Origin of the sequence: Streptomyces sp. NPDC051636 (assembly GCF_044453765.1) — a bacterium.
Taxonomy (GTDB): domain Bacteria; phylum Actinomycetota; class Actinomycetes; order Streptomycetales; family Streptomycetaceae; genus Streptomyces.
Window position 1 is genome coordinate 130,512 of sequence record NZ_JBITDA010000002.1, and the last position, 22,668, is coordinate 153,179.

Sequence of the window (22,668 nt, forward strand, 5' to 3'; positions counted from 1 at the left end):
CAGTGACCGAACTCGTCCAACAGGTGGTCGAGGGCGTCGGTGCGGGCGCGGTGTACGCCAGCCTGGCACTCGCCCTGGTACTGATCCACCGGTTCACCGGAATCGTCAACTTCGCCCAGGGAGAGCTCGCCATGCTCTCCACCTACGTGGCATGGCAGCTGATGGCGTCCGGCATGCCGTTCTGGCTGGCGCTGCCGGTCACCCTGGCGGTGTCCTTCGCCGGCGGCATGCTGGTGGAGCGGGTGGTCATCCGGCCCGTGGAGGGCGCTCCCGAGCTGACCATGGTCATCGTGACGGTGGGCCTGTTCATCTTCGTCAATGCGGCGGCCGGCCTGATCTGGTCGTTCACCGTCAAGGACTTCCCTCAGCCGTTCCCCGACGGAGGCGTCGACCTGGCCGGGGTGAGCGTCGGCTGGTCCACGCTCGGGATCATCGGTGTGGTGGCCGCCGTGATGGGGCTGCTGTACCTGCTGTTCCAGCACACCTCGGTCGGTCTGGTGATGCGGGCGGTCGCCGCCCATCCCGTCTCCGCCCGGCTGTCCGGCATCCGCGTGGGCCGGGTGCTGATGCTCGGCTGGGGTCTGGCCTCGATGGTCGGCGCGGTGTCGGGCGTGCTCGTCGCCCCGTTGCTGTTCCTGGAGCCCAACATGATGGGCGGGGTCCTCATCTACGCGTTCGCCGCGGCCACCCTGGGGGGCTTCGACAGCCCGGTCGGCGCGGTCGTCGGCGGTCTGCTGGTGGGCGTCGCCGAGACGCTGGCGGGGGCGTACGTGGATGTCGTCGGCGCCGACCTCAAGATCGGCGTACCGCTGGTGATCATCCTGGTGGTGCTGCTGGTGCGGCCCCAGGGCCTCTTCGGACGAGCGGCGGTGGAGCGGGCATGAGCACGAACGCCGGGATCCTGCGCACCGACGGCGCCCGCGCCGGGCGGCTGCGGGCCGCCCTCATCGCGTCGGCCGCGGCGGCCGTCGCCGTCGCCGCACCGTTCTACTTCGCCTCCTTCCAGGTCTTCCAGCTGACCATGGTGCTGCTGTACGCGGTGGCGCTCGCCGGGCTGAACCTGCTGGTGGGGTACGGCGGGCAGATATCGCTGGGGCACGGCGCGTTCTTCGCGGCCGGGGCCTACACGGCGGCGGTCATGCTCGACCGGTTCGACACCGGCCATCTGGCCACGCTTCCGGTCACCGCCGCCGGATGCTTCCTGCTCGGCCTGGGCTTCGGAGTGCCCGCACTGCGGCTGCGCGGGCTCTATCTGGCCCTGGTCACCCTCTCCTTCGCCGTGTTCCTGCCGCCGCTGCTCAAGCGGCTCGAGCCGGTGACGGGCGGCTCCATGGGCCTGACCGTGGACAAGCCGGAGCCACCCGCCTGGAGCGGACTGGCCGAGGACCAGTGGACGTACTTCCTCGTCCTCGCCGTCGCCGCGGTGGCGCTGCTGGTCGCCCGCAATCTGCTGCGGTCCCGGGTCGGCCGTGCGCTGCTCGCCATCCGGGACAACGAGAGCGCGGCGGAGGTGATGGGCGTGCGGCTGTCGCTGCACAAGGCCCTCGCCTTCGCGTGGAGCGGGATGTTCGCGGGGGTCGCCGGCTGCCTGTACACGTGGGTGATCGGCTTCGTCTCGCCCGACTCGTTCAGTCTCATCCTGTCCATCACGCTGCTGGCGGGCCTGGTGGTGGGAGGGCTGGCATCGCTGTACGGACCGCTGCTGGGAGCGGCGTTCGTCATGTACGTACCGAACGTGGCGCAGGACGTCAGCGAGGCCGCACCGGGTGTGGTCTTCGGGCTCCTGATCATCGCGGTGATGTACGTGGCCCCGACGGGACTCGCCGGACTGGTGGGCCGCGTCCGGGACACAGTCACTCGTCGCCTCGCTCGCCCCCCGGCCGCCGAACGGACACCGACGGCCGAACCCGCACCTTCCGCGACTCCCGCGGATCCCACATCCCCCGAAGCCCAACCCGTGGGCGCATCGCCCCGCACGGAAAAGGATTGAATCGCATGCGCAAGAAGACCGCTCTGAGGGCGGCCGCCGCCGCGACCGCGGCGCTGCTCACCGCCACCGCCTGTGCCACCCAGCGAGGACAGGAGGACAAGGGCACCACCGCCGGCGGGGCGTGCAAGGGCCAGCAGACCACCGGCATCACCGACAAGACCATCAAGCTGGGCGGGATCTACCCGCTGTCGGGGCCCGCCTCCGCGTACGGCACGATCAGCAAGGGCGTGGACGCCTACTTCAAGTACGTCAACGGCCAGGGCGGTATCGACGGCCGCAAGGTGGAGTTCGTCGTCCGCGACGACGGCTACCAGCCGCCCAAGGCCGTGGAGGAGGCCCGAAGACTGGTGGAGCGGGAGAAGGTCTTCGCCGTCTTCCAGACCCTGGGCACCCCGTCCACGGCGGCCGTGTGGGACTACCTCAATCGGCAGAAGGTGCCGCAGCCCTTCGTCGCCACCGGCGCCTCCGTCTGGGGTACGGACGACAAGCACCCCTGGACCACCGGCTGGCAGCCCAACTACGTGGCAGAGGCACGGGTGTACGCCAAGTACCTCAAGGACACGAAGCCGAAGGCGAGGGTCGCGGTCCTCTACCAGAACGACGACTTCGGCAAGGACCTGCTCGGCGGGTTCCAGAAGGGCGTGGCAGGCAGCGGCATCAAGGTGGTCGCCAAGGAGAGCTACGAGGTCACCGACCCGTCGGTCTCCGCGCAGATGGCCAACCTCGCCCGTTCCAAGGCGGACGTACTGCTGAACATCACGACACCCAAGTTCGGCAGCCAGGCCCTCGCCGCGGACGCGAAGAACGCCAAGTGGAATCCGCTGCACATCGTGAACAACGTGTCCTCGTCCGCCGCCGTGCTCAAGCCGGTCGGGTTCAAGAACGTCCAGGGCGTGGTCTCGGCCACGTACTTCAAGGACCCCGCCGATCCCCAGTGGGCCGACGACCCGGAGATGAAGGCATATCGGAAGGCGATGCGGAAGTACGCACCGGATGCCGACCCCGCCAACCAGTTCAACGCCTACGGCTGGGCCGTCGCCTCCAGCCTCCACCAGGCCCTCGCCGCGATGAAGTGCCCGACCAGGGAAGGGCTGCGGGACGCGGTGCGCAACCTCAAGGATGTCAAGGTGGGCCTGCTGTTGCCCGGAGTCACCCTGTCCACCGGGCCCGATGACGCCTTCCCGATCGAGACGATGCGCCTGATGCGGTTCAAGGGCGAGCGGTGGTCGCTCTTCGGTCGACCGGTGGACACGCGCAAGGAGTTCGGCCCGATCACGCACTGAGGCGGCCGGGTCCGGCTCCTCACGGCAGCCGGGGGGCGGGCGGGGTGTTCCTGGCCCGCCCGCCCCCCGAAACCGTGCTCAGACGCCGACGGGCTTGCCCGGGCCGGGGACGTTGCGGAAGCGGAACGGCTCCGGTTCGCGGCCGGCCTGGATGAACCAGCACTCCCCCGTGCCGTCACCGGTGAGGATCCGCAGGACGGTGTCCGCCACGGCCTGAGCCGGGATGACCGGCATTCCCTGCTCGGAGAGCATGTCGCGCAGCGGGTCGATGATCCGCGACTCGGCGTACCCCGGGCAGACCGCGTTGAAGCGCACGTTCTCCGGCGCGAGAGCCGGCCCCAGGGAGCGTGCGAGTCCCACGACCGCGTGCTTGTTGGCCGCGTACAGGGGATCGAGCGGTACCGCCGCCAGGCCCGCCAGGGACGCGGTCGCCACGATCGACCCTCCGCCGCGGGCCCGCAGCGCCGGCAGCACCGCGTGGGTACCGAAGACCACACCGTCGAGGTTGGCGCCCATCGCCCGGCGGTAACGCGCCGGATCGAAGTCCTCGCCGACGCCGCAACCGGTCGCCACGCCCGCGTTGAGCAACGCGATGTCGACACCGCCGAACCGGTCCTGTGTGAACTCCACCAGCGCACGGTTGGCGTCGAGGTCGGAGACGTCACAGGCACGGAAGTGGCCGTCGACCATGTCGGCCACCTCCCGGCCGCCCTGCACGTCGAGGTCGGCGACGACCACGCGCGCCCCCGCTGCCGCCAGCGCCAGCGCCGTGGCCCTGCCCAGTCCGCTGGCACCGCCGGTGACGATCGCCACCTTGCCTTCGAGCACGCCGCCGTCAGTCCGTTCTCCCCGCTGGGGGGCTGCCCCGGCGGCGGTCACGCCAGCTCCAGCACGAGCTTGCCGACGTTCTCTCCGCGGAAGAGCATCTGCAGCGTCTCGGGGAAGTCGTCGACGGTTCCCCTCACCACGTGTTCCCTGACCTTGATGCGGCCGGCGCCGATCCAGGCGGAGATGTCCTGGACGGCCTCCGGGTAGCGCTTGGCGTAGTCGAAGACGACGAAACCCTCCATGCGGGCGCGGCGCACCAGCAGCGAGAGGTAGTTCGAGGGGCCCTTGACCGGCGTGGCGTTGTTGTACTGGCTGATCGCGCCGCATACCACGACGCGCGCGTGCATCGCCAGCCGGGTCAGGGCGGTGTCGAGGATGTCCCCTCCGACGTTGTCGAAGTAGACGTCGATGCCGTCGGGGGCGTGCTCGCGCAGCGCCTTCTTGACGTCGTCGGCGCGGTAGTCGATCGCCGCGTCGAATCCGAGTTCGTCGGTGAGCAACGCGCACTTCTCCGGCCCGCCGGCGATGCCGACCACCCGGCAGCCCTTGGCCTTCGCGATCTGGCCCGCGATGGTGCCGACCGCGCCGGCCGCTCCCGACACCACGACGGTCTCGCCGTCCTTCAGCGCTCCGACGTCCAGCAGGCCGAAGTAGGCGGTCATGCCGGGCATGCCCAGCGCCCCCAGATACGTCGACGCCGGGGCGAGGGAGGTGTCGATCTTCGTGGCGCCCCTGCCGTCGGAGACCACGTACTCCTGGACGCCGAACGCGCCGACCACGTGATCACCGGGCTGGAAGTCGGGGTGGTTGGATGCGGTGACCTCGATGACCGATCCGGCGCGCATCACCTCACCGATGCCCACCGGCGGCAGGTAGGAGAGGCGGTCGTCCAGCCAGCCCCGCATGGCCGGGTCCAGGGAGATGACACGCGTCCGGCCCGCGAACCGGCCGGGGCCCGGTTCCTCCACGGGGCCGGAGCAGTGCTCCCAGTCATCGGGTTTCACTTCGCCCGCGGGGCGGGCTGCCAGACGGATCTGGCGGTTGGTCGCAGACATCGCGCCTCCTGTCGTTCGCGGCTCCCCGCGACCATACCGACCAGTAGGTACGCCGAGACGCGTGATTTTCACCACATACCGCCCGCCCGTCCGGGTGCCTGAGGTTCGGAGGCCGTCGGCCGCCGAACGATCACTGCCCGGCCGGCTCCCGCATCGAACTCATAACGTCACGCTCAGCAGTCTTATCAGGCATTCCAACCAGTCGGTACCGTGCGCGGCCGGACATATTCTTCCCCCGCCCACCTCCTACGGATCCGAGCCGCACCGGAAGGCCAGCGATGACATACCCCGACGACAACCGGTACCCGCCACCAGCCACGCCGGGATGGTCGCAGCCGCGCACCGAGCCCTATGGCCACGGCCCTCGGTACGACTCGTACGGGTACGGCGCCTTTCCGTACGACTCGTACGAAGAGGCCCCGCGCCTGGAGCCGTACGCGCACGAGACGCCTGTCCACACCGGCGACCTCGCCGCGCTGCGCTCGGCCTACCGCGTGCTCCGCAGGGTCTCCACGCTCACCGCGCTCGGCTCTTTCGTGCTGTACGTGGTGCTGTCCTGCGGTGCGCCGGACGTGATGGGGTCCAAGGTCGCCGGTGAGCTGAGCCTGGGCATGACCCTGGGGATCCTCCAGCTCGTCGTCACCTTCGCGGCGGTCCTGTGGTACGGGCGCAGCGCCCGGCGTTCCGTGGACCCGCTGGCCCGGGTCGTCAGGGAGCAGGCGGTCCGGCCGGGCCGGGAAGCGGGAGTGGCGAGATGAACGACTTCAGTTCCGGGACCCAGGCCATCGTCCTGGTCCTGTTCAGCAGCCTGGTCACCATCACGCTGCTGATGTGCGTGATGGCGGGACCGGACCGCGACGACCTGACGAACTTCTACACCGGCTACCTCTCGCTCACCCCGCTCAAGAACGGCCTGGCGATCGCCGGCGACTACATCTCCGCGGCCACGGTGCTGAGCACCACCGGCATCGTCGCGCTCGCCGGATACGACGGCTACGTCCTGGCGGTCAGTACCGCCATGTCCCTGGTGCTGCTGATGTTCCTGTTGGCGGAACCGCTGCGCAACGCGGGCAGCTTCACCATGGGTGACGTCCTGGCCCGCAACATGCCCGGGCGGGCCGTCCGTATCGCCTCCTGCGTGGTGACGCTCACGGCGACCCTGCCCTTCCTGGTCGTCCAGCTCTCCGGGGCCGGATCGCTGCTCACCTTCATCCTGGGCATGCCGCACGAGGCCGGCGCGAGGACGACGTGCATCGTCCTCGTCGGCAGCCTGATGATCATCTACGCGGCCATCGGGGGCATGCGGGGCACCGCGCTCATCCAGATGATCAAGATCGTGCTCCTGCTGGGCACCAGCGTCACCGTCGCCGCACTGGTCCTGAACCGCTTCGACTGGAGCCCCGGCGAGATGCTCCGGGCCGCCCAGCGCGGCAGCGGAGCCGGCCCCGCCTTCCTCCAGCAGGGCCTGCAACTGGGCACCTCGGCCGGTGACCGGTTGGACTTCGCCACTCTGCAGATCACCGTGATCCTCGGCGCGGCCTGCCTGCCGCACATCACGATGCGCCTGTACTCCGCGCGGGACGTGCCCGCCGTGCGCCGCTCCATGTCGTGGGCGGTCGGTACGGTCACCACGTTCTGCCTGCTCGTGATCATCATGGGTACGGGCGCGGCGGCGCTGGTGGGGTCGCAGTACATCACCGCGGCCGACCCGCACGGCAGGACGGCGGTGCTCACGCTGTCCCGGGCGCTCGGCGGCGACGCCGGCTCCGCGGGCACCACGATTCTCTACGCGGCCATGGCGGGCACGGTGTTCATCACCCTGCTGTCCTCGGTCGCGGGGATGACCCTGGCCGCGGCCTCGTCGCTCGCCCACGACCTGTACGCGCATGCGGCGCGGCGAGGACAGGCGCAGCCACATACCGAGATGACGGTCGCGGCGTGGACGAGCGTGGCGGTGGGGATCGTTGCCATCATGCTCTCCTCACTGGTCCAGAACTGGGATGTCGGCGTACTGACCACGCTGGCGATCTGCGTCGGGGCGTCGGCCGTGGCTCCCGCGTTGACCTACTCCCTGTTCTGGCGAGGTTTCACGCGCACCGGCCTGCTCGCGAGCCTCTACGGCGGCGCGGCCTGCGCGCTGGTGCTGATGGTCTTCTCCAAGGCCGTTTCCGGCACGCCGTCCGCGGTCTTCCCGAACGCGGACTTCGGCTGGTACCCCATGCAGTCCACCGGCCTGGTCTCCATCCCGTTCGGCTATCTGGCGGGCTGGCTGGGCAGCCGGCTCGACCACTGGCGCCGGGCTGCCGAGAGCCGCGAGAACCGGCGGCTGTACGAGGAGAGCGAGTCACGGCTGCTGGCCGCGGCCGAATGACCCACGGTGAAGTGGCGCCGGCCACGGACACGCTCGCGGCCGGCGCCACTTCACCAGCCTCCCCCAGGCACTCGGCGCCGGCCGCTCGGCGCCGGGGGCCATGAAACACGCGCGCCGAAGACGTCACGCGGCCGGGTCGACGCCGATGCGGTGGATCTCGTACTCGCCGTCGCCCAGCCGTTTGCGCGGGCAGCCGCCGGGGTCACGCGGTGGCGTCGTGGAAGTAGTGCCCCTTGTCGAGGTCCTCGATGAGCCCGGGCCCCGTCGGCTGCCACCCCAGCAGTTCGCGGGTCAGCGCGCTCGAGGCCGGGCTGTCGAGCGCGATGAGATACCCAGCCCGCCGAAGTGTTCGGCTGCCGCCTGCACGGGGATGGCGGCGCCGCCGCGTTCCAGGAGCGCCGCGCCTACTCGCGGCAGCGCCAGCACGTCATCGTCGCTAACGCGGAACTCCGGCAGCGCGAGCTGATCAAGCTCGCCTCGCTGTCCGCGGCACTCGCCGACACCTTGCGCGGGCGCGGCGTCAAAGAGCCCGCGGCGAGCCTGACCGCGGAGGCGGGGATCGCCGTCCTCAAGGTCGCGTTCGAGCGCTGGATCGACGAGCCGACATCGAGCGGCTTCGCACCTTCGGGGACAAGGACGGCGACGCGACGCGGGCGGGAGGACGGCACGGGAACAGGGTACGAGGGGGAGTCAGTGGCTCACCGCCTGGTCGAGGCGCTGATCGCAGGCCCTCTGACGGGGTAACCGGGATTCAAGCAGGAGTAAACGCTGGTTTCGTGGAAGGAGCGGTAATGCCGGGCCTGATGAATCGCATCAAAGAGTTCAGCAGGAGTCCCCAGGGGCGTCGTACGGTCGAGCAGGTACGCCGAGCCGCAGCCGACCCTCGGCGCCGGGCCCAGGCCCGGCGGCTCCTGGGCAAGCTGCGCTCCCGCGGCTGACAGCTCGCCGATGCCGATCGGGCCGCCGTCCCGAGTTCCCGGGACACCGGACCGGTGAAGCGGGCGGAGCCCCGTAGGCTCCGCCCGGCGGGCGTCAGGGGGCGTCGACGCGGCCGTACTTCGGCACGGTCACCGTACGGGCGCCCGGTGTGCCGCCCAGGACGACCTTGCGGTAGGTGACGTTGTTGGTCGTGCTCTGCTCCTTGAGCCGGTTGTCGGGGTTGGCGATGACCTGGATGTAGTAGGTGCCGTTCGGCAGGTTCGTGACGTCGAAGGACTGGCCGGGCCGGGACTGGCTGTAGGTGTCGCCGTTGCCCACGTCGAGCACCTCGCGGACCGACACGGACGTCTCCTCACCGCAGGCGGTGGACAGGTCGGTGTTGTTCGGGTGCCAGTTGGCGTTCTTCACCGTGTAGTCGATCGCGTCGGTGTTGGCCAGGCAGAAGGCCTCCTTGCCGCTGCGGACGATCTCCTTCTTGTCCGCGCCGAGCAGTCGGTAGCTGGCGAAGTCGCTGAAGTGCCAGTGCTGGTGGCCTTCCCGGGGGTCCCACTCCATGGTGCCCGTGGGTGTGTACCCGACCTGCTTGCCGTTGGCGTCGTAGAAGTACTGGTACGCGTCCATCTTCTTCTTGCCCGGGCTGCGGAAGCCGTCGACGACCAGCGGCGAGGGGCCTCCGTTCCAGACGGTCGCGCTGAAGGCCAGGTAGTCCTTGCCGGGCGCGTCACCGTCCTCGCCGTCGCTGATGTCGATCCCGTACGCCGGGAGGGCGCGCAGGTCGGGCTTCGGCGCGCCCGCGGGCACGGCCGCCGAGCCGGTCGGGCGCTGTGCGGCCGGCTTCAGGCTCATCCCCGCAGCCCCCGTCGAGTGCCGGCCGGCGGCTACGCCCTCACCTTCGTCGGAACCCTGCCGGACCGTCACCTTGACCGACTGTGACTTGGCCGACATCCCGAACAGGTCGCGGTACTTCTTCGCCACCGAGACCTTGGCCGTGTACACACCGGGCTGCAGGTCGAGGGCCTCGTTCGAGGCGAAGCCCGGCGAAGCGGCCGCTGCCCAGCCCTTCTCGACGCCCCAGACCCCGCCGAGCGTGAACGGGTTGTCGGAGCAGCTCTCGGGGTACTTCGAGGTGCCGGGAGCGTCCGGGCGGATCCGGCCCGCCCTGTTGTTCGGGCAGAACGTCTGCTTGGTCTCGGCGACCTTCTTGCCCGACTGATCGCTGACACTGATCCGGAGGAAGCCCGGCAATCCGGAGAAGTCCTTCACCAGGCCCTTGGGCAGGGACTTGCTCACGGTCCTGCCACCGGAGTGAATGATCTGCGAGGCGATGACGGGATCGTTGTACGACTTGCGTTTCACGCGGAATTCGAGCGGCCCGCCGTCGACCGTGACATAGGTGCCGAGGTCGAGGTAGACGCCGGATTCCCCCTCCCAGCGGTCCACGGTCACCGCGGAGGTGGCGGCGATGAGATTGAGTTTCGGCGTCCCCGGCTGGGTGGCCGCGGTCGCAACGGGCGCCGTTACGGCCCCGGCGGCGCCGACGGCCAAGGCCGCGGTGGCGATGAGCGCCGAGCGCGTTAAGGCACTGGGCTGATGTCTGGTCATCGGTTTCCTCACTCTGCGTCGATACGAAGCAGTGCGCCATCACGCGCTCGCCACGGATGGATGCTGTGCTTCATCTGTGAACAGGGAGAAAAACCGATCGGGGTTGCCTGCCGGGACGAAGTCGCCGGAATCGCGGTCATATCGTGCGAGGCCCTGCATGTCGCCTCGACGGACAGCGGCGCCTTCGAGATCCTCGCCGAACTCGACGGCCGCTGCCCGACCACCGAGGTCGCCGGCGGCTTCACCGGCCGTGTCCTCGGCATGTACGCGATGCGGGGCAGTGCGGCCTTCGACTCAGACACTTCCCCACCGCGGCCCGGCTCACGTCACGGCGGACCGGGCCGTGGTGGTTCCTGCGGGGGCGCCTGCCGACGGGGGCCGGGCAGGTGCGGGTGGCCGGCGTGGGCGTTGGCCCGGTGCCGCCCTGCAATCGCGAGGGGAAGGTTGCTTGCGGTTGCGTCTCGCGGGTATGCGGATGCCGTTGGCCGTGTTGCTCAGGACGAGGGTGGCGGTGTGGGTCAGTGGTGCACGAAAACGAGGAACAGCCGCTGGTCAGCCGTCCCCTACTGTCCGCCGTGGCCCTCGACGGGGGCGAGCCGATCGCTGAGGCCCGGCATGCTGCCCGCCGTTTCATGACCGAGGTGCAGGCCGTTCACGGGATCCCGGTGTCGGACCGTGCGATGGGCATGGTGGAGCTGGTGGTCAGCGAGCTGGTGACCAACGCGCACAAATACGCGCCAGGTCCGTGCCTGCTCGACCTCGAGATCGGCGACGGCGCCGTGGACATCAGCGTGTGGGACAGCGACCCGGCCCTGCCGGTGCCCCAGGCCGCCGATCCGGGCCGGATCGGCAAGCACGGTCTTGAGATCGTGATGGCCGTGTGCCGCAGCTTCGAGATCCGACGTGAGCCGGTGGGCAAGCGCGTCAGTGCCACCATCGTGCTGGCCGATGATCCCTGCGGCCACCCGGCGGGCCGGCTGATGTGAGTGGGCGCTCAGGCCGCCCGTCGTACCTTCGCCCTGTACTCCGGCGAGGTCAAGGGTGACCCGACGCCCGGCTGGCTCGGGTTGCACCCGGGTGCGCAGAGGCGGGCGGTGCGTAGAGGCGGGCGGTGCTGCCGGCCGGTGCGGCGGAGCGGCGACCTGCCCGAGGAGTTCGCCGGCTCCCGCCGCACCATGGTCCTGATTCACAGCCCGAGCAGCGACTGTTCGGTCCAGACGGTCTTGCCCTCGCGGGTGTAGCGGGTGCCCCAGCGCTCGGTCAGCTGGGCCACCAGGAACAGGCCGCGGCCGCCCTCGTCGGTGGTGCGGGCGCGACGCAGGTGTGGTGAGGTGTGGCTGGCGTCGGCGACCTCGCAGACGAGACATCGTTCACGGATGAGTCGCAGGGTCACGGGGCCGCTGGCGTAGCGGTAGGCGTTGGTGACCAGTTCACTGGCGATCAGTTCGGTGGTGAACGCCAGGTGTTCCAGTCCCCATTCGGTGAGTTGGGCCGTGGCGAGGGTCCTGGCCTGGGCGGCGGCGGTCGGCTGCAGCGGCAGTTGCCAGGAGGCGACGTTCTCCGGTGGCAGTACCCGGGTGCGTGCGACGAGCAGGGCGATGTCGTCAGCGGGCTGTGCGGACACGAGGGAGTCGACAACCGCCTGGCACGTCTTCTCCAAGGGGTCCGCCGGGTGCGTGAGCGCGCTGCGCAGCCGTTGCAGGCCCGTGTCGACATCCATGTGGCGTTCGCCGATGAGTCCGTTGGTGTAGAGCGTGAGCAGGCTGCCCTCGGCCAGTTCGATCTCCCGGGTTTCGAACGGCAGACCGCCCAGGCCGAGCGGTGGGCCGGGGGGCAGGTCGAGCAGGCCTGCCTGTCCGTCCGGTGTGGTCACGACCGGTAGGGGGTGGCCGGCACGCGCCGCGGAGCATTGCCGGGAGACGGGGTCGTAGACGGCGTACAGGCAGGTGGCACCGACGATCTGCTCGCCCGCGGGTCGTTCGCCGGCTGTCTCCTGTTCGGCGGCGAGGAGGCTGACCAGGTCGTCCAGCCGGGAGAGGACCTCGTCCGGTTCCAGGTCGAGGGTGGCGAGGGTGTGCACGGCGGTACGCAGCCGGCCCATCGTGGCAGCGGCGTGCAGTCCGTGGCCCACGGCGTCGCCGACGACGAGTGCGACCCTGGCCCCGGACAACGGGATGACGTCGAACCAGTCACCGCCGGGACCTGGGGCCGTACTGGCCGGGAGGTAGCGAGGCGCTACTTCGAGGGCCGACTGGTGCGGGACGGTCCTCGGCAGCAGGGTGCGCTGCAGGGTGGACGCGGTCTGCTGCTGTTGGGTGAAGCGTCGGGCGTTGTCGATGCTGACGGCGGCGCGCGAGGCGAGTTCCTGGGCCAGGGTGAGATCGTCGGCCTCGAACGGTTCGGGGTCCCGCGATCGCCACAGGCTCATCACGCCCAGCACCATGCCGCGCGCGGCCAGTGGCACCACGATCAGGGAATGGGCCGAGAGGTCCGGTGCGTGCTCGCCCTGGCGCGGTTCCGCCAGGAACCAGTCGGGTGAAAGGACCGGTTCGAGGCGGGGACGCCCGTCGGCCAGGCAGCCGGCCTGTGGGGTGCCGGGCGCGAACCGCACCGGTTCCCCTTCCGGGTGCGCCAGGTCGGGCTGCTCGGCCACGACGCCGCGGACCGCGACCCGTTCGACGGGCCCCGCCAGTGCCTGCGCCGGCTCCTCGCCGCGCGTCACCGACTGCGACAGGTCCACCGATACGTGGTCGGCCAGGTGGGGGACCATCACGTCCGCGAGTTCCCAGGCGGTCTGCCGCACGTCGAGCGTCGATCCGATGCGGGCGCCGGCCTGGTCGAGGAGCGCCAGGCGAAGTCGCGCCCGATGGCGTTCGGTGACGTCCTCGACCGTCTCGGCCACCCCCAGGACCCGGCCGGCGGGATCTTCCAGGCGGAAGGCCGAGACGGACGCGGCCCGCACTCGTGTCGGGTCCCGCTCCAGGCGGGCGTACTGCTCGGTGGAGTACAGCGATCGTCCGGTCTCCAGCACCTGGCGGACCCGGTCCACGGATTGCCGCGCGTCCTCGGCGACCAGCAGGGCGCCCGTGGGCATTCCCCGAAAGGCGGCGGCCGGGATTCCGGTGAACCGTTCGATCGCCCTGTTGACCCGCAGAATCGTCATCTCGGGGCTGTGGACGGCCAGCCCGATCGGACACCGGCGGAACAACCCGTCGAGGACCGCGCGGTCCCTCTGCCACTCGAGGACCTCCGCCGCGGGTGCCCCGACGAGGAACCACTCCCGGACACGGCCACCGCGCAGCAGCGCTCGTGCCCGGAAACCCATCTCCACGAGCCGCCCGCTGCGATGCCGCACCGCCAGTACGCCGAACCAGCCTCCGTCTCTCCTGCACGTCGCCGCGGCGTCCTCGGCGGCCGACCGGTCGCCGGGATCGATCAGGACGTCGAAGGCCCGACGGCCGATCACCGCGGACTCCGGGTGGCCGAGCAGCTCCTGGGCCCGCAGGCTCCAGCCGACCACGGTTCCCCGGTCGTCGAGCACCGCCGAGGCGGCGTGGTGCAGAGCGAACGGATCGTCCCCGCTCTCGCTGAGCACCGTCATCCGCTTCTCCACCCCGGACACCACCTCGTATCGGATACCGATGTTCTCCGCCCTGGTTCTTCGTACGCGGCCGGCGACCGGCGTGACGCAGACCCGGGCGGGTCGCTCCCTGCTCCACCGCCTGAGGCGGGAACCAGGCTGATGCCATGTGACGTATTGAACTCGGTCAGGACCGGCAGCCCGCCGGGCCTGGTGTCACGGCGTGGCGGCCATCACCCGCACGGTCCCACGATGGATCCGCCCTGCCGTCCACGCCACAGGAGCTCAGCGGCGACGCCGAGCAGGCGCCGCACGCCACGGCCTGCGTGCCCGGAACGGCCCGTCACGTCAGGCTCGACGGGACGATCCCGTAGCGGCGCATCTTGCGATACATCGTGGCGCGGGAGATCCCGAGGTCCTGCGCGGTCCGCTGGACGTTGGAGTTGCGGTCCATCAATCCGCGCAGGATGGCGTCGCGTTCCAGCGCCTCGATGGTGGTGAGGACCTTGTTCGACGACACCCGGCATTCCGGCGGCAGGTCCTCCGCGTGGATCATCCGGCCCGAAGGCCGCCGCGCCAGGCCCCGGATCACCGACTCCAGCTGCCGGACGTTCTCCGGCCAGGGGCATCGCTGCAGCAGGCCCAGGGCATCCTGGGAGAACCTGCTCTCGCCGCTCGGCCGGTACTTGCGCAGGAAGAACCGCGCGAGGTGCTCGATGTCCCCGTAGCGATGACGCAGGGGAGGCACCTCCACCGAGGCGCCGCAGAGCCGGCCGAGCTCGTCGTCGGCGCTGACCATCGACGGCTGGCTGGTCATGACCAGTTGCCCGGTCGCGCTGTCGTCCAGCCGCACCAGCAGGTTCGTCAGCCGCTGCCGCAGCTGGTCGCCCAGCAGGTGGACATCGCTCAGGACGAGCACGTTGCACGGCACGACAAGCAGCTCTTCGATGTCGTGCAGCCAGCGCTCGGTGACGGCCGGTGCATCCGACAGCGGCGCTTCCGCCATCTCCAGCCGACGCCCGGCGCCGTGGGCCCGGTGCAGGGCCTCGACCAGCGTTCGCTTGCCGACGCCTGCTTCGCCCAGGAGATGAAGCCATGTCCGGGCGGCGAACGCTGTTTCACTGTCGGCGACCGCGCGCAGCCAGTGCGGGGACGAGCCCACCAGTCCCAGGTCGGAGCGGACCGGCGTGGCGGAAACCGCCGACGGGGACTGGGGCCTTCCGATCAGCCGGACCCGGAAGACGGCGCCCGCGTCGCTGTCCTCGCGCCGGCAGCGACTGACCCTGAGTTCGGCGACCCGTCCCGAGGGCAGGGCGATGCTGCGGGTCCCCTCCAGCCGGGAATGGCCGGCGATCTCACGGGCGTGGTCGAGCAGCGCATAGTGATCCGGCCCGGTCACGGCGGCACTGAGCTGCTCGTTCATCATGACGACATCGCGGTTGAGGGCCAGCACGGGTCCCGGGCGTGCCGAGGAGCACGCCTCCATGTAGTCCTGGAAGAGAGCCCGCTCGCGCCGCGAGGTGATCGCCGCGATCTCGGCCTCGATCTGGGCGGCGACCGAGCGGGCGAAGGCCATCAGCATGCCGTCGGAGCCCTGACGGATGGTGGTGAGGTTGAACGCTCCCAGCAGGGTGCGCCGGGTGGGATGCAGGATCGGTACGGCCGCGCAGCGGAAGTCCCGCAGCTCTTCGACGTAGTGCTGCCTTCCGGCGATCATGACCGGGCGGCCGCTGGCCAGCGCGGTCCCGATGCCGTTGGTGCCCACGTAGCGCTCGGAGAACACATGGCCGGGGGCCAGACGCACGCGGTTGAGGTGCGTCGTCAGACCGTCGTGGGACACCTTCCGGGACAGCACGACACCGTTCCGGTCTGTGATCATGGTGGACACCGGGTCGTCGGCGAGCTGCTCGTGCAGCGTGTCCAGGATGGGCAGCGCCGCCCTGGCCAGGGGGCTGTCCAGATTGGGGTTGTCCAGGTACGGAGCGTCAAGGCTGTCCGACTTCACCTGGTACTCGATCGAGCGTTGCCAGGAGGCGACCACGAGCGGCCGGGCGCTCGGATCGTTGGTGACTTCCAGATAGAGCTCTCTGGCTGCTTTCAGTGAGCTTCCGGGTTGGTGTCGGGGCATTTAACACTCCCGTGCGGCGCGCGTCACATTCCTCGGTGCAGTGAATTGGAACAGTTCGGCGGCGTCGCGCCTACGGCGTGTATCACATTGAGACATTCGCGGACGGTTTCTGAGACATCGACCTGCGATCGGCGGCCTGTGTAATCGGCGCACCACCCACCCGCCGACTCGCAGGGAGCCGCCATGAAAGCCGTGCAGGTCATCGAGTACGACGAGCCGCCCGTGCTCGTGGACGTACCGGACCCGCAGATCACCGGTCCGCTGGATGTGATCGTGAAGATCGGGGGCGCCGGCGTCTGCCGGACCGATCTGCACATCCTCGAAGGACAGTGGAAGGACAAGAGCGGGGTCGCCCTTCCGTACACGATCGGTCACGAGAACGCCGGCTGGGTCGCGGAGGTCGGGCAGGCCGTCACCCACGTCAAGGTCGGTGACCCGGTCATCCTGCACCCGCTGGTGACCTGCGGTCTGTGCCGCGCCTGCCGGGACGGCGACGACGTGCACTGCATGAACTCGGCCTTCCCCGGCATCGACACCGACGGGGGCTACGCCGAGTACCTGAAGACCAACGCCCGCTCGGTCGTGCCCCTCGCCCCGTCCCTGGAGCCGGCCTCGGTGGCGGCCCTGGCCGACGCCGGGCTCACGGCGTACCACGCCGTCGCCAAGGCGGCCCGGGTGCTGCGGCCCGGTGACAAGGCCGTGGTCATCGGTGCCGGCGGACTCGGACACATCGGCATCCAGGTGCTGCGTGCCCTGTCGCCGGTCGAGATGATCGTCATCGACCGCAGCCCCGAGGCCCTCGCGCTGGCCAAGGAACTGGGCGCCGACCACACGCTCGTCGCGGACGGCAGCGAGGCCGACCGCGTGCGGGACCTCACCGCGGGGCACGGGGCGGAGGCCGTCCTGGACTTCGTCGGCGAGGGGGGCGCCGTCGAGACGGGCGTGGCCTGCCTGCGCCGCAACGGCAACTACTACGTCATCGGCTACGGCGGCCACCTGAACGTGCCGACGATCGACGTCATCTCCACGGAGATCAACTTCATCGGCAACCTCGTGGGGTCCTACAACGACCTCTCCGAGCTGATGGTCCTGGCGGCCCGCGGCAAGGTCACCCTGCACACCCAGCGGTACCCCCTGGCTTCCTTCCAGCAAGCCCTCGACGACCTGGACGCCGGCGCCGTACGCGGCCGAGCGATCTTGATCCCCTGACACCGCAGGAGAAGCCCCATGCGCAGCAGACCGTACTCGGGCCTGGTCGCCGTCGCGGCCGTCGCGGCCTTGACCGCCACCGCGTGCACCGCCCAGGACCAGACACAGCAGAAGCCCAAGGAAAAGGCCGGGCTCTTCAAGCCCGGCTCGGAGATCAGCTACCAGAAGTACGGCAAGGACTACCCGGCCACGAAGGTCAAGGACGTCCCCGGACCCTGCAGCTACGACTCGATCAGCCGCAAGGACTACTCCGGCCAGACCCTGAAGATCATCAGCCATGCCGTTCCCGTCATCGGCGAGCCGACCCAGCTGCACGCCAAGCAGTTCGAGGAGATCACGGGCGGGAAGGTCGAGGTGGTCAATGTCCCCTTCGGCGAGCTGCACCAGAAGATCCTCACGCCTCTCCAGGCGGGCCAGCCGGCGTACGACGTCATGTTCTACCCGTCCCTGTGGATCGGTGACATGGCCCCGTACCTGGAACCGGTGCCGCAGGAGTACCTCGACACCCCCGGTATGAAGGACGTCACCAAGGCCTACATGGACGTGGCGACCTGGAACGGGAAGGTCGTGCAGTACCCGGTGGACGGTGACCGGCACTACCTCAAGGTCCGCACCGATGTGCTGAAGGACCCGAAGTGGAAGGCGGCGTACAAGCAGGCCACGGGCAAGAACCTGCAAGTCCCCAAGACGTGGGACGAGTACCAGCAGGTGGCCGGGTTCTTCAGCGGCAAGGACCTCGACGGTGACGGCAAGCGCAACTACGGCAGCGCCGAGGTGACCAAGCGCGACGACCTGACGTTCTCCGCGTTCATCAGCCGGGCGGCTCCGTACGTGAAGAACCCGGCCGTCAAGGGCGGTGTCTTCTTCGACGTCAAGACCATGAAGCCGCTGATCAACACGCCCGGCTTCGTCCGTGCCCTGGAGGACATGGTGAGGGCCAAGTCCACCTGGGCACCCGGCGGCGCCAACTTCGGCCTGGGAGACGAGATCTTCTCCTTCGGAGGCGGGCAGACGCTGATGTCGTACTCGTGGGACGACGCCTTCATCCAGGCCCAGCAGCCGGACAGCAGGATCCGTAACAAGGTGCAGGCGGCGCCGCTGCCGGGTTCCTCCGAGGTCTACAACCGCACCACGAAGTCGTGGGACAAGAAGGCGAACCAGGCGCCCTACTTCACCTGGGGATGGACCTCGGCGGTGGCCAAGGCCTCACGCCACCAGCAGATGGCCTTCGACTACCTGTGCTTCTTCAGCAACGAGGCCAACACCGCCCTCGACCTGACCATCGGCCGATTCGGTGTCAACCCGTACCGCTACTCCCACTTCGACCCGGCGTTCTGGGAGGAGCAGGGCTGGGCAAAGGACGTCGCCGAGTCGTACGTACTGACGCTCTCCGGCATGGAGAAGAGCCGCAACCGCGTGTTCGACCTGCGCGTTCCCGGTGTCAACCAGTACATGTCCGCCCTGGCCAACGGCATCGCGTCGGCCGTGGCCGGCCAGGAGTCGCCGCAGCAGGCACTGGACGGCGTGGCCCGGGAATGGTCCAAGATCACCGACCAGATCGGCAAGGACAAGGTCCAGAGCGCATACCGCCATGTGGTCGCGCTCGAGGACAACTCCTGATCCGACCGCAGGACGCCCCGGGTGGCCGGACCGCACCGGCCGGCCACCCGGGGGCGCCCGCCCACATCCGCGAGGAGAACCATGGACGGCCTGCGCCGGCACAAGAGCATGTTCCTGCTGCCGGGACTGCTCACGCTCTTTCTGATCATCATTTTCCCGCTTCTGTTCACCATCCGCGTCAGCTTCTCCGGCTGGAACGTCAGCGACCCCCGGATGGACTTCATCGGAGGCGCCAACTACACCGCGATGCTGCACGACAGCCGGTTCTGGGCCTCCATCACCCGGCTGGCCCTGCTGGCGGGCGGCACGGTCCTGATCCAGTACGTCATCGGGTTCGGTATGGCCCTGCTGGTCTGGCGCAACGTACGCGGCCGCAGATTCTGGCGGGTGCTCTTCCTCGTCCCCATGATGACCACGCCCGTGGTGATGGCCGCCATCTGGCAGACGATCTTCCATGAGTCGCTGGGGCCGGCGAACGATCTGCTGGGGATGCTGGGCCTGACCCGGATTCCCTGGCTCACCGAGTCCGGGCCGGCGCTCGCCGCGCTGATGACCGTCGAGGTCTGGCAGTGGACCCCCTTCATGTTCCTGCTGCTGCTGGCCGGCCTGCTGAGCCTTCCCAAGGAACCGTTCATGGCCGCCGCGATCGACGGCGCCGGCACCTGGCGCACCTTCTGGAAGGTGACCTTCCCGCTGATGGCACCGGTCTCGGTCGCGGCGGTCGTCATCCGGCTGATCGAGGCGTCCAAGCTCTCCGACAGCGTCTACGTACTGACGTCCGGCGGGCCCGGGTCCTCCACGGAGACCCCGGGTTACTACCTGTACATCCAGGGGCTCCGCGATCAGCAGACCGGATACAGCGGGGCGATGTCCCTGACCTACCTCGTCCTGATGATCGTCACGCTCACGGTCGTCGCCGCCCTGCTCACCAGGGCCTTCAAGCTGAAGGGGGACTCATGAGGTCGCGCCTTTATCCCGTATTCAAGTACACCGTGATCGCCCTGTGGGCCTGCTTCGTCGCGGGACCGTTCTTCTGGGCGATGACGACCAGCTTCAAGAACGCCAACGCCGTCCAGGGCGGCCCCACCTACATCCCCTGGGTGCAGTACAAGCCCACTCTCACCGGCTGGCGCAACATCTTCGGCGGAGCCGGCGGTATCGATGTGATCGATCCCTTCGTCAACAGCGCGATCATCACCATTGCCGCGTCCGCCATCAGCCTGGCCCTGGGGTCCCTGGCCGCCTACGCGCTGTCCCGGTACCGGTTCAAGCTGGGCTTCATCAAGAACAGCGACATCGTCTTCTTCTTCGTCTCCCAACGGATCATGCCGCCCGTCGTCCTGGTGATCCCCTTCTTCTACCTCCTGCAGTGGGGTGGCCTCCTGGACACCATCCCGGGACTGGTCATCGTGACGGTCGCGCTGCTGCTGCCGATCGCGGTCTGGGTGATGGTGGACTTCTTCAACGGCATCCCCCGGGAGATCGACGAGATGGCGATGCTGGACGGCTGCCCCCCGTTCCAGACATTCGTCCGGGCGATCCTGCCGAACTCCCTGCCCGGGCTGACCGTGGCGGCGATGTTCTGCGCCGTGTTCGGCTGGAACGACTTCTTCTTCGCCTTCCGGCTGACCTTCACCGAGGTCCAGACCCTGCCCCAGGCGGTCGTCGCCCTCAACTCCTCCATTCCACCGTGGTGGACGCTGTCCGCCGCCGCGCTCTTCGGCGTGGCACCACTGATCCTGCTCGCCCTCTGGGTGGAGCGCCTACTGTCCAAGGGGAACCTGTCGGGAGCGGTCCGATGAACCTCAGCGCCACTGATCTGTGCCTGACCGTCGACGGCGTCGACCACCTCAAGAACGTGACCGCCACCTTCCAGCCGGGACGGCTCCACACCGTCATCGGCCGGACGATGGCCGGTAAGACGACGCTGCTGCGGGCCCTGGCCGGCCTGCAGAAGGTGGACTCCGGCTCCCTGACCCGGGCGGGAGCCGACTTCCTGAAGACGCCGGTGTGGCGGCGCGACACCGCCATGGTCTACCAGCAGTTCATCAACTACCCGCATCTCAATGTGTTCGACAACGTGGCCTTCCCGCTGAAGCGGGCCGGGCTGCCACGGGACGAGATCCGGCGACGGGTCCGGCACAGCCTGGCGAGCGTGGGGCTCGCGGACTTCGAGAAGCGCAAGCCCTCCCAGCTCTCCGGCGGCCAGCAGCAGCGCGTCGCGATGGCCCGCGCCCTGGCCCGCGGTACCGGCATCCTCCTGCTCGACGAGCCACTGGCGAACCTGGACTACAAGTTGCGCGAACAGCTGCGCGACGAGTTCAAGGCCCTTTTCTCGGACCAGGGCGACACGATCGTCATCTACACGACCACCGAACCCGCCGAGGCGATGATGCTCGGGGACGTGGTCCTGGTGATGCACGAGGGGAAGATCGTCCAGACCGGCACTCCCCAGGAGGTCTTCGAACGCCCGGCGACCACCACGGTGGCGTCCATCATCAACGACCCGCCCATGAACATCTTCCCGGGCCGGCTCGAGGGCGGCCAGGTCACGGTGGCCGGCTTCCAGGCCACGCACGTCTCCGCACACCTGGCCGACCTGCCCGACGGTGCCTACCAGTTCGGCCTGCGCGCCACCGACGTCAGTCTGGCCTCCAGCGGGGTCGAGGGCGAGGTCACCTTCGTGGAAATCTCCGGCTCCGAGACCTTCGTCCACGTGGTCGTCGGCGAGACCCCCTTCGTCGTACAGATCGAGGGCATCCACGACGTCGCCCTCGGCGACCTGGTCAAGCTGCGGCTCCGTCCCGACCGGCTGTTCGCCTTCGACGAGCGGGGAACGCTCGTGCGGACACCTTCGTACGATCTCGCTTCAGTGGAAGGGCGTTGACATGGCGCAGTTGGACATCGTCGACGTCGGGCACGCGTACGCGCCGGGCGCCGAAGAGGAGCGATGGGCTCTCAAGCCGCTGAACCTGACCTTCGAGTCCGGCAAGACCTATGCCCTGGTCGGCCCCTCGGGCTGCGGCAAGACGACGCTGCTGAACATCCTGTCCGGCCTGGTCAGACCATCCCGGGGACGGGTGCTGTTCGACGGCGTCGACGTCACCGCCCTGCCCACGAAGGCGCGCAACATCGCCCAGGTCTTCCAGTTCCCCGTCATCTACAAGTCGATGACGGTCTACGACAACCTCGCCTTCCCGCTGCAGTGCCGGCGCTGGGACAAGGCGAGGATCGACGCCAAGGTCCGGCAGGTCGCCGAGGCCCTGGACCTGCACGACCGGCTGGCGCAGCCCGCTCGCGGGCTCACCGCCGACGACAAGCAGCTGATCTCACTCGGCCGCGGCCTGGTCCGTGACGACGTGGCGGCCGTACTGATGGACGAGCCGCTCACTGTCATCGACCCGCAGCTGAAGTTCTCGCTGCGGCGCAGGATCCGAGAGATCACCGAGCAGTTCCGGCCCACGGTGATCTACGTGACGCACGACCAGTACGAGGCGATGAGCTTCGCGCAGGAACTGCTCGTCATGAAGGACGGCCGCGCCGTGCAGCAAGGCACCCCTGAGCAGCTGTTCGAAGCGCCCTCCTCCACCTACGTCGGCTACTTCATCGGCTCACCGGCGATGAACTTCCTGACGGTGGACCGGGGCGACGGGCCCTTCGCGCTGGGCGGCCGGACGCTGTCCGTCGCCTGGGACATCCCCCGGAGCACGACCGACGTCCAGGTCGGCGTCCGGCCCGAATACGTCAAGGTCGTCACGGACCCCGGCCCCAACACCTTCCCCGGCCGGCTGCGGGGCGTCAGCGACCACGGCGCGCAGCGTGTGCTCGAGGTCGAGGTCGCCGGGCAACTCGTCAGGGCCAAGTCGCCGCGGGAGGAGGGCATTCCGGTCGGCGAGGAGGTCTTCGTGCACCTGCCGCGCGCCAAGGTCCTTCCGTACGCGGACGGTCAGTTGGTACTCCAGTCGTGACCCGTCCACCCCGGCGGGCCGCCCCTCAGGCGGCCCGCCGGGCGAACCCCGCCTGCGCCGACCGGGGCGACCGTCTCCCCCTCCGCCACGCCACA

17 protein-coding genes and 1 pseudogene are annotated in these 22,668 nt (G+C 69.4%); 13 read left to right on the forward strand and 5 right to left on the reverse strand.

Annotated features, from left to right (window positions below):
• Positions 1-2: 2 nt before the first annotated feature.
• Genes ACIBBH_RS04165 through ACIBBH_RS04175 form a run of 3 tightly spaced genes read left to right on the forward strand, consistent with a single transcriptional unit; the run spans position 3 to position 3,273 of the window.
• Positions 3-884: a branched-chain amino acid ABC transporter permease gene (locus tag ACIBBH_RS04165; RefSeq protein WP_399401725.1), complete on the forward strand. Its 882-nt coding sequence runs from the start codon at positions 3-5 to the stop codon at positions 882-884.
• A complete protein-coding gene (locus tag ACIBBH_RS04170) occupies positions 881-1,990 on the forward strand; it encodes a branched-chain amino acid ABC transporter permease (RefSeq protein ID WP_399401727.1) in 1,110 nt (369 codons plus the stop codon). The genes ACIBBH_RS04165 and ACIBBH_RS04170 overlap by 4 nt, the downstream gene beginning before the upstream one ends.
• Positions 1,991-1,995: 5 nt before the next feature.
• Positions 1,996-3,273 carry an ABC transporter substrate-binding protein gene (locus ACIBBH_RS04175; RefSeq protein WP_399401729.1) on the forward strand — a complete coding sequence of 426 codons (1,278 nt, stop codon included), beginning with the start codon at positions 1,996-1,998 and terminating at the stop codon, positions 3,271-3,273.
• Positions 3,274-3,351: 78 nt separating this feature from the next.
• Here ACIBBH_RS04175 and ACIBBH_RS04180 read toward each other — a convergent pair whose 3' ends face one another.
• Together ACIBBH_RS04180 and ACIBBH_RS04185 are read right to left on the reverse strand one after the other, a co-directional pair.
• Positions 3,352-4,101 carry an SDR family NAD(P)-dependent oxidoreductase gene (locus ACIBBH_RS04180; protein WP_399401731.1) on the reverse strand — a complete coding sequence of 250 codons (750 nt, stop codon included), beginning with the start codon at positions 4,099-4,101 and terminating at the stop codon, positions 3,352-3,354.
• A gap of 47 nt (positions 4,102-4,148) precedes the next feature.
• A complete protein-coding gene (locus ACIBBH_RS04185; protein ID WP_399401733.1) occupies positions 4,149-5,156 on the reverse strand; it encodes an NADP-dependent oxidoreductase in 1,008 nt (335 codons plus the stop codon).
• Between the two features lie 278 nt (positions 5,157-5,434).
• Here ACIBBH_RS04185 and ACIBBH_RS04190 point away from each other — a divergent pair, with 278 nt between their 5' ends.
• From ACIBBH_RS04190 to ACIBBH_RS04200, 3 genes and pseudogenes are all read left to right on the forward strand, one after another.
• Positions 5,435-5,914: a DUF485 domain-containing protein gene (locus ACIBBH_RS04190; protein ID WP_399401735.1), complete on the forward strand. Its 480-nt coding sequence runs from the start codon at positions 5,435-5,437 to the stop codon at positions 5,912-5,914.
• Positions 5,911-7,527: a cation acetate symporter gene (locus tag ACIBBH_RS04195; protein ID WP_399401737.1), complete on the forward strand. Its 1,617-nt coding sequence runs from the start codon at positions 5,911-5,913 to the stop codon at positions 7,525-7,527. The genes ACIBBH_RS04190 and ACIBBH_RS04195 overlap by 4 nt, the downstream gene beginning before the upstream one ends.
• A 369-nt stretch (positions 7,528-7,896) precedes the next feature.
• A pseudogene (locus tag ACIBBH_RS04200) lies at positions 7,897-8,124 on the forward strand (TetR family transcriptional regulator); the annotation flags it as partial.
• A 435-nt stretch (positions 8,125-8,559) separates the two neighbouring features.
• Here ACIBBH_RS04200 and ACIBBH_RS04205 read toward each other — a convergent pair.
• Positions 8,560-10,068, reverse strand: coding sequence for a lysyl oxidase family protein (locus ACIBBH_RS04205; RefSeq protein WP_399401739.1), 1,509 nt, complete (start codon positions 10,066-10,068; stop codon positions 8,560-8,562).
• 524 nt (positions 10,069-10,592) lie between these two features.
• Between ACIBBH_RS04205 and ACIBBH_RS04210 the strand changes: the two genes are divergently transcribed.
• On the forward strand, positions 10,593-11,054 hold the full coding sequence (locus ACIBBH_RS04210) for an ATP-binding protein (protein WP_399402684.1): 462 nt from the start codon (positions 10,593-10,595) through the stop codon (positions 11,052-11,054).
• 200 nt (positions 11,055-11,254) lie between these two features.
• On the opposite strand, the gene ACIBBH_RS04215 is transcribed toward ACIBBH_RS04210, so the two are convergent.
• Both ACIBBH_RS04215 and ACIBBH_RS04220 read right to left on the reverse strand, forming a co-directional pair.
• A complete protein-coding gene (locus ACIBBH_RS04215; protein ID WP_399401741.1) occupies positions 11,255-13,669 on the reverse strand; it encodes a SpoIIE family protein phosphatase in 2,415 nt (804 codons plus the stop codon).
• 322 nt (positions 13,670-13,991) lie between these two features.
• Positions 13,992-15,776, reverse strand: a complete 1,785-nt coding sequence (locus ACIBBH_RS04220) for a sigma-54-dependent Fis family transcriptional regulator (protein WP_399401743.1) — start codon at positions 15,774-15,776, stop codon at positions 13,992-13,994.
• A gap of 183 nt (positions 15,777-15,959) precedes the next feature.
• Between ACIBBH_RS04220 and ACIBBH_RS04225 the strand changes: the two genes are divergently transcribed.
• From ACIBBH_RS04225 to ACIBBH_RS04250, 6 genes are all read left to right on the forward strand, one after another.
• A complete protein-coding gene (locus ACIBBH_RS04225) occupies positions 15,960-16,985 on the forward strand; it encodes an NAD(P)-dependent alcohol dehydrogenase (RefSeq protein ID WP_399401745.1) in 1,026 nt (341 codons plus the stop codon).
• Positions 16,986-17,003: 18 nt separating this feature from the next.
• The gene (locus ACIBBH_RS04230) at positions 17,004-18,605 is read left to right on the forward strand and encodes an extracellular solute-binding protein (protein ID WP_399401746.1); all 1,602 of its coding nucleotides are present in this window, start codon (positions 17,004-17,006) and stop codon (positions 18,603-18,605) included.
• Between the two features lie 81 nt (positions 18,606-18,686).
• Positions 18,687-19,565: a carbohydrate ABC transporter permease gene (locus ACIBBH_RS04235; RefSeq protein WP_399401748.1), complete on the forward strand. Its 879-nt coding sequence runs from the start codon at positions 18,687-18,689 to the stop codon at positions 19,563-19,565.
• Entirely contained in the window at positions 19,562-20,407 is an 846-nt protein-coding gene (locus ACIBBH_RS04240; protein WP_399401750.1) for a carbohydrate ABC transporter permease, read from the forward strand. Before ACIBBH_RS04235 ends, ACIBBH_RS04240 begins: the two co-directional genes overlap by 4 nt.
• Positions 20,404-21,492: an ABC transporter ATP-binding protein gene (locus ACIBBH_RS04245; RefSeq protein WP_399401752.1), complete on the forward strand. Its 1,089-nt coding sequence runs from the start codon at positions 20,404-20,406 to the stop codon at positions 21,490-21,492. Before ACIBBH_RS04240 ends, ACIBBH_RS04245 begins: the two co-directional genes overlap by 4 nt.
• A gap of 1 nt (position 21,493) precedes the next feature.
• Complete coding sequence (locus ACIBBH_RS04250) at positions 21,494-22,573, forward strand: ABC transporter ATP-binding protein (protein WP_399401754.1); 1,080 nt, start codon at positions 21,494-21,496, stop codon at positions 22,571-22,573.
• Positions 22,574-22,668 lie beyond the last annotated feature (95 nt).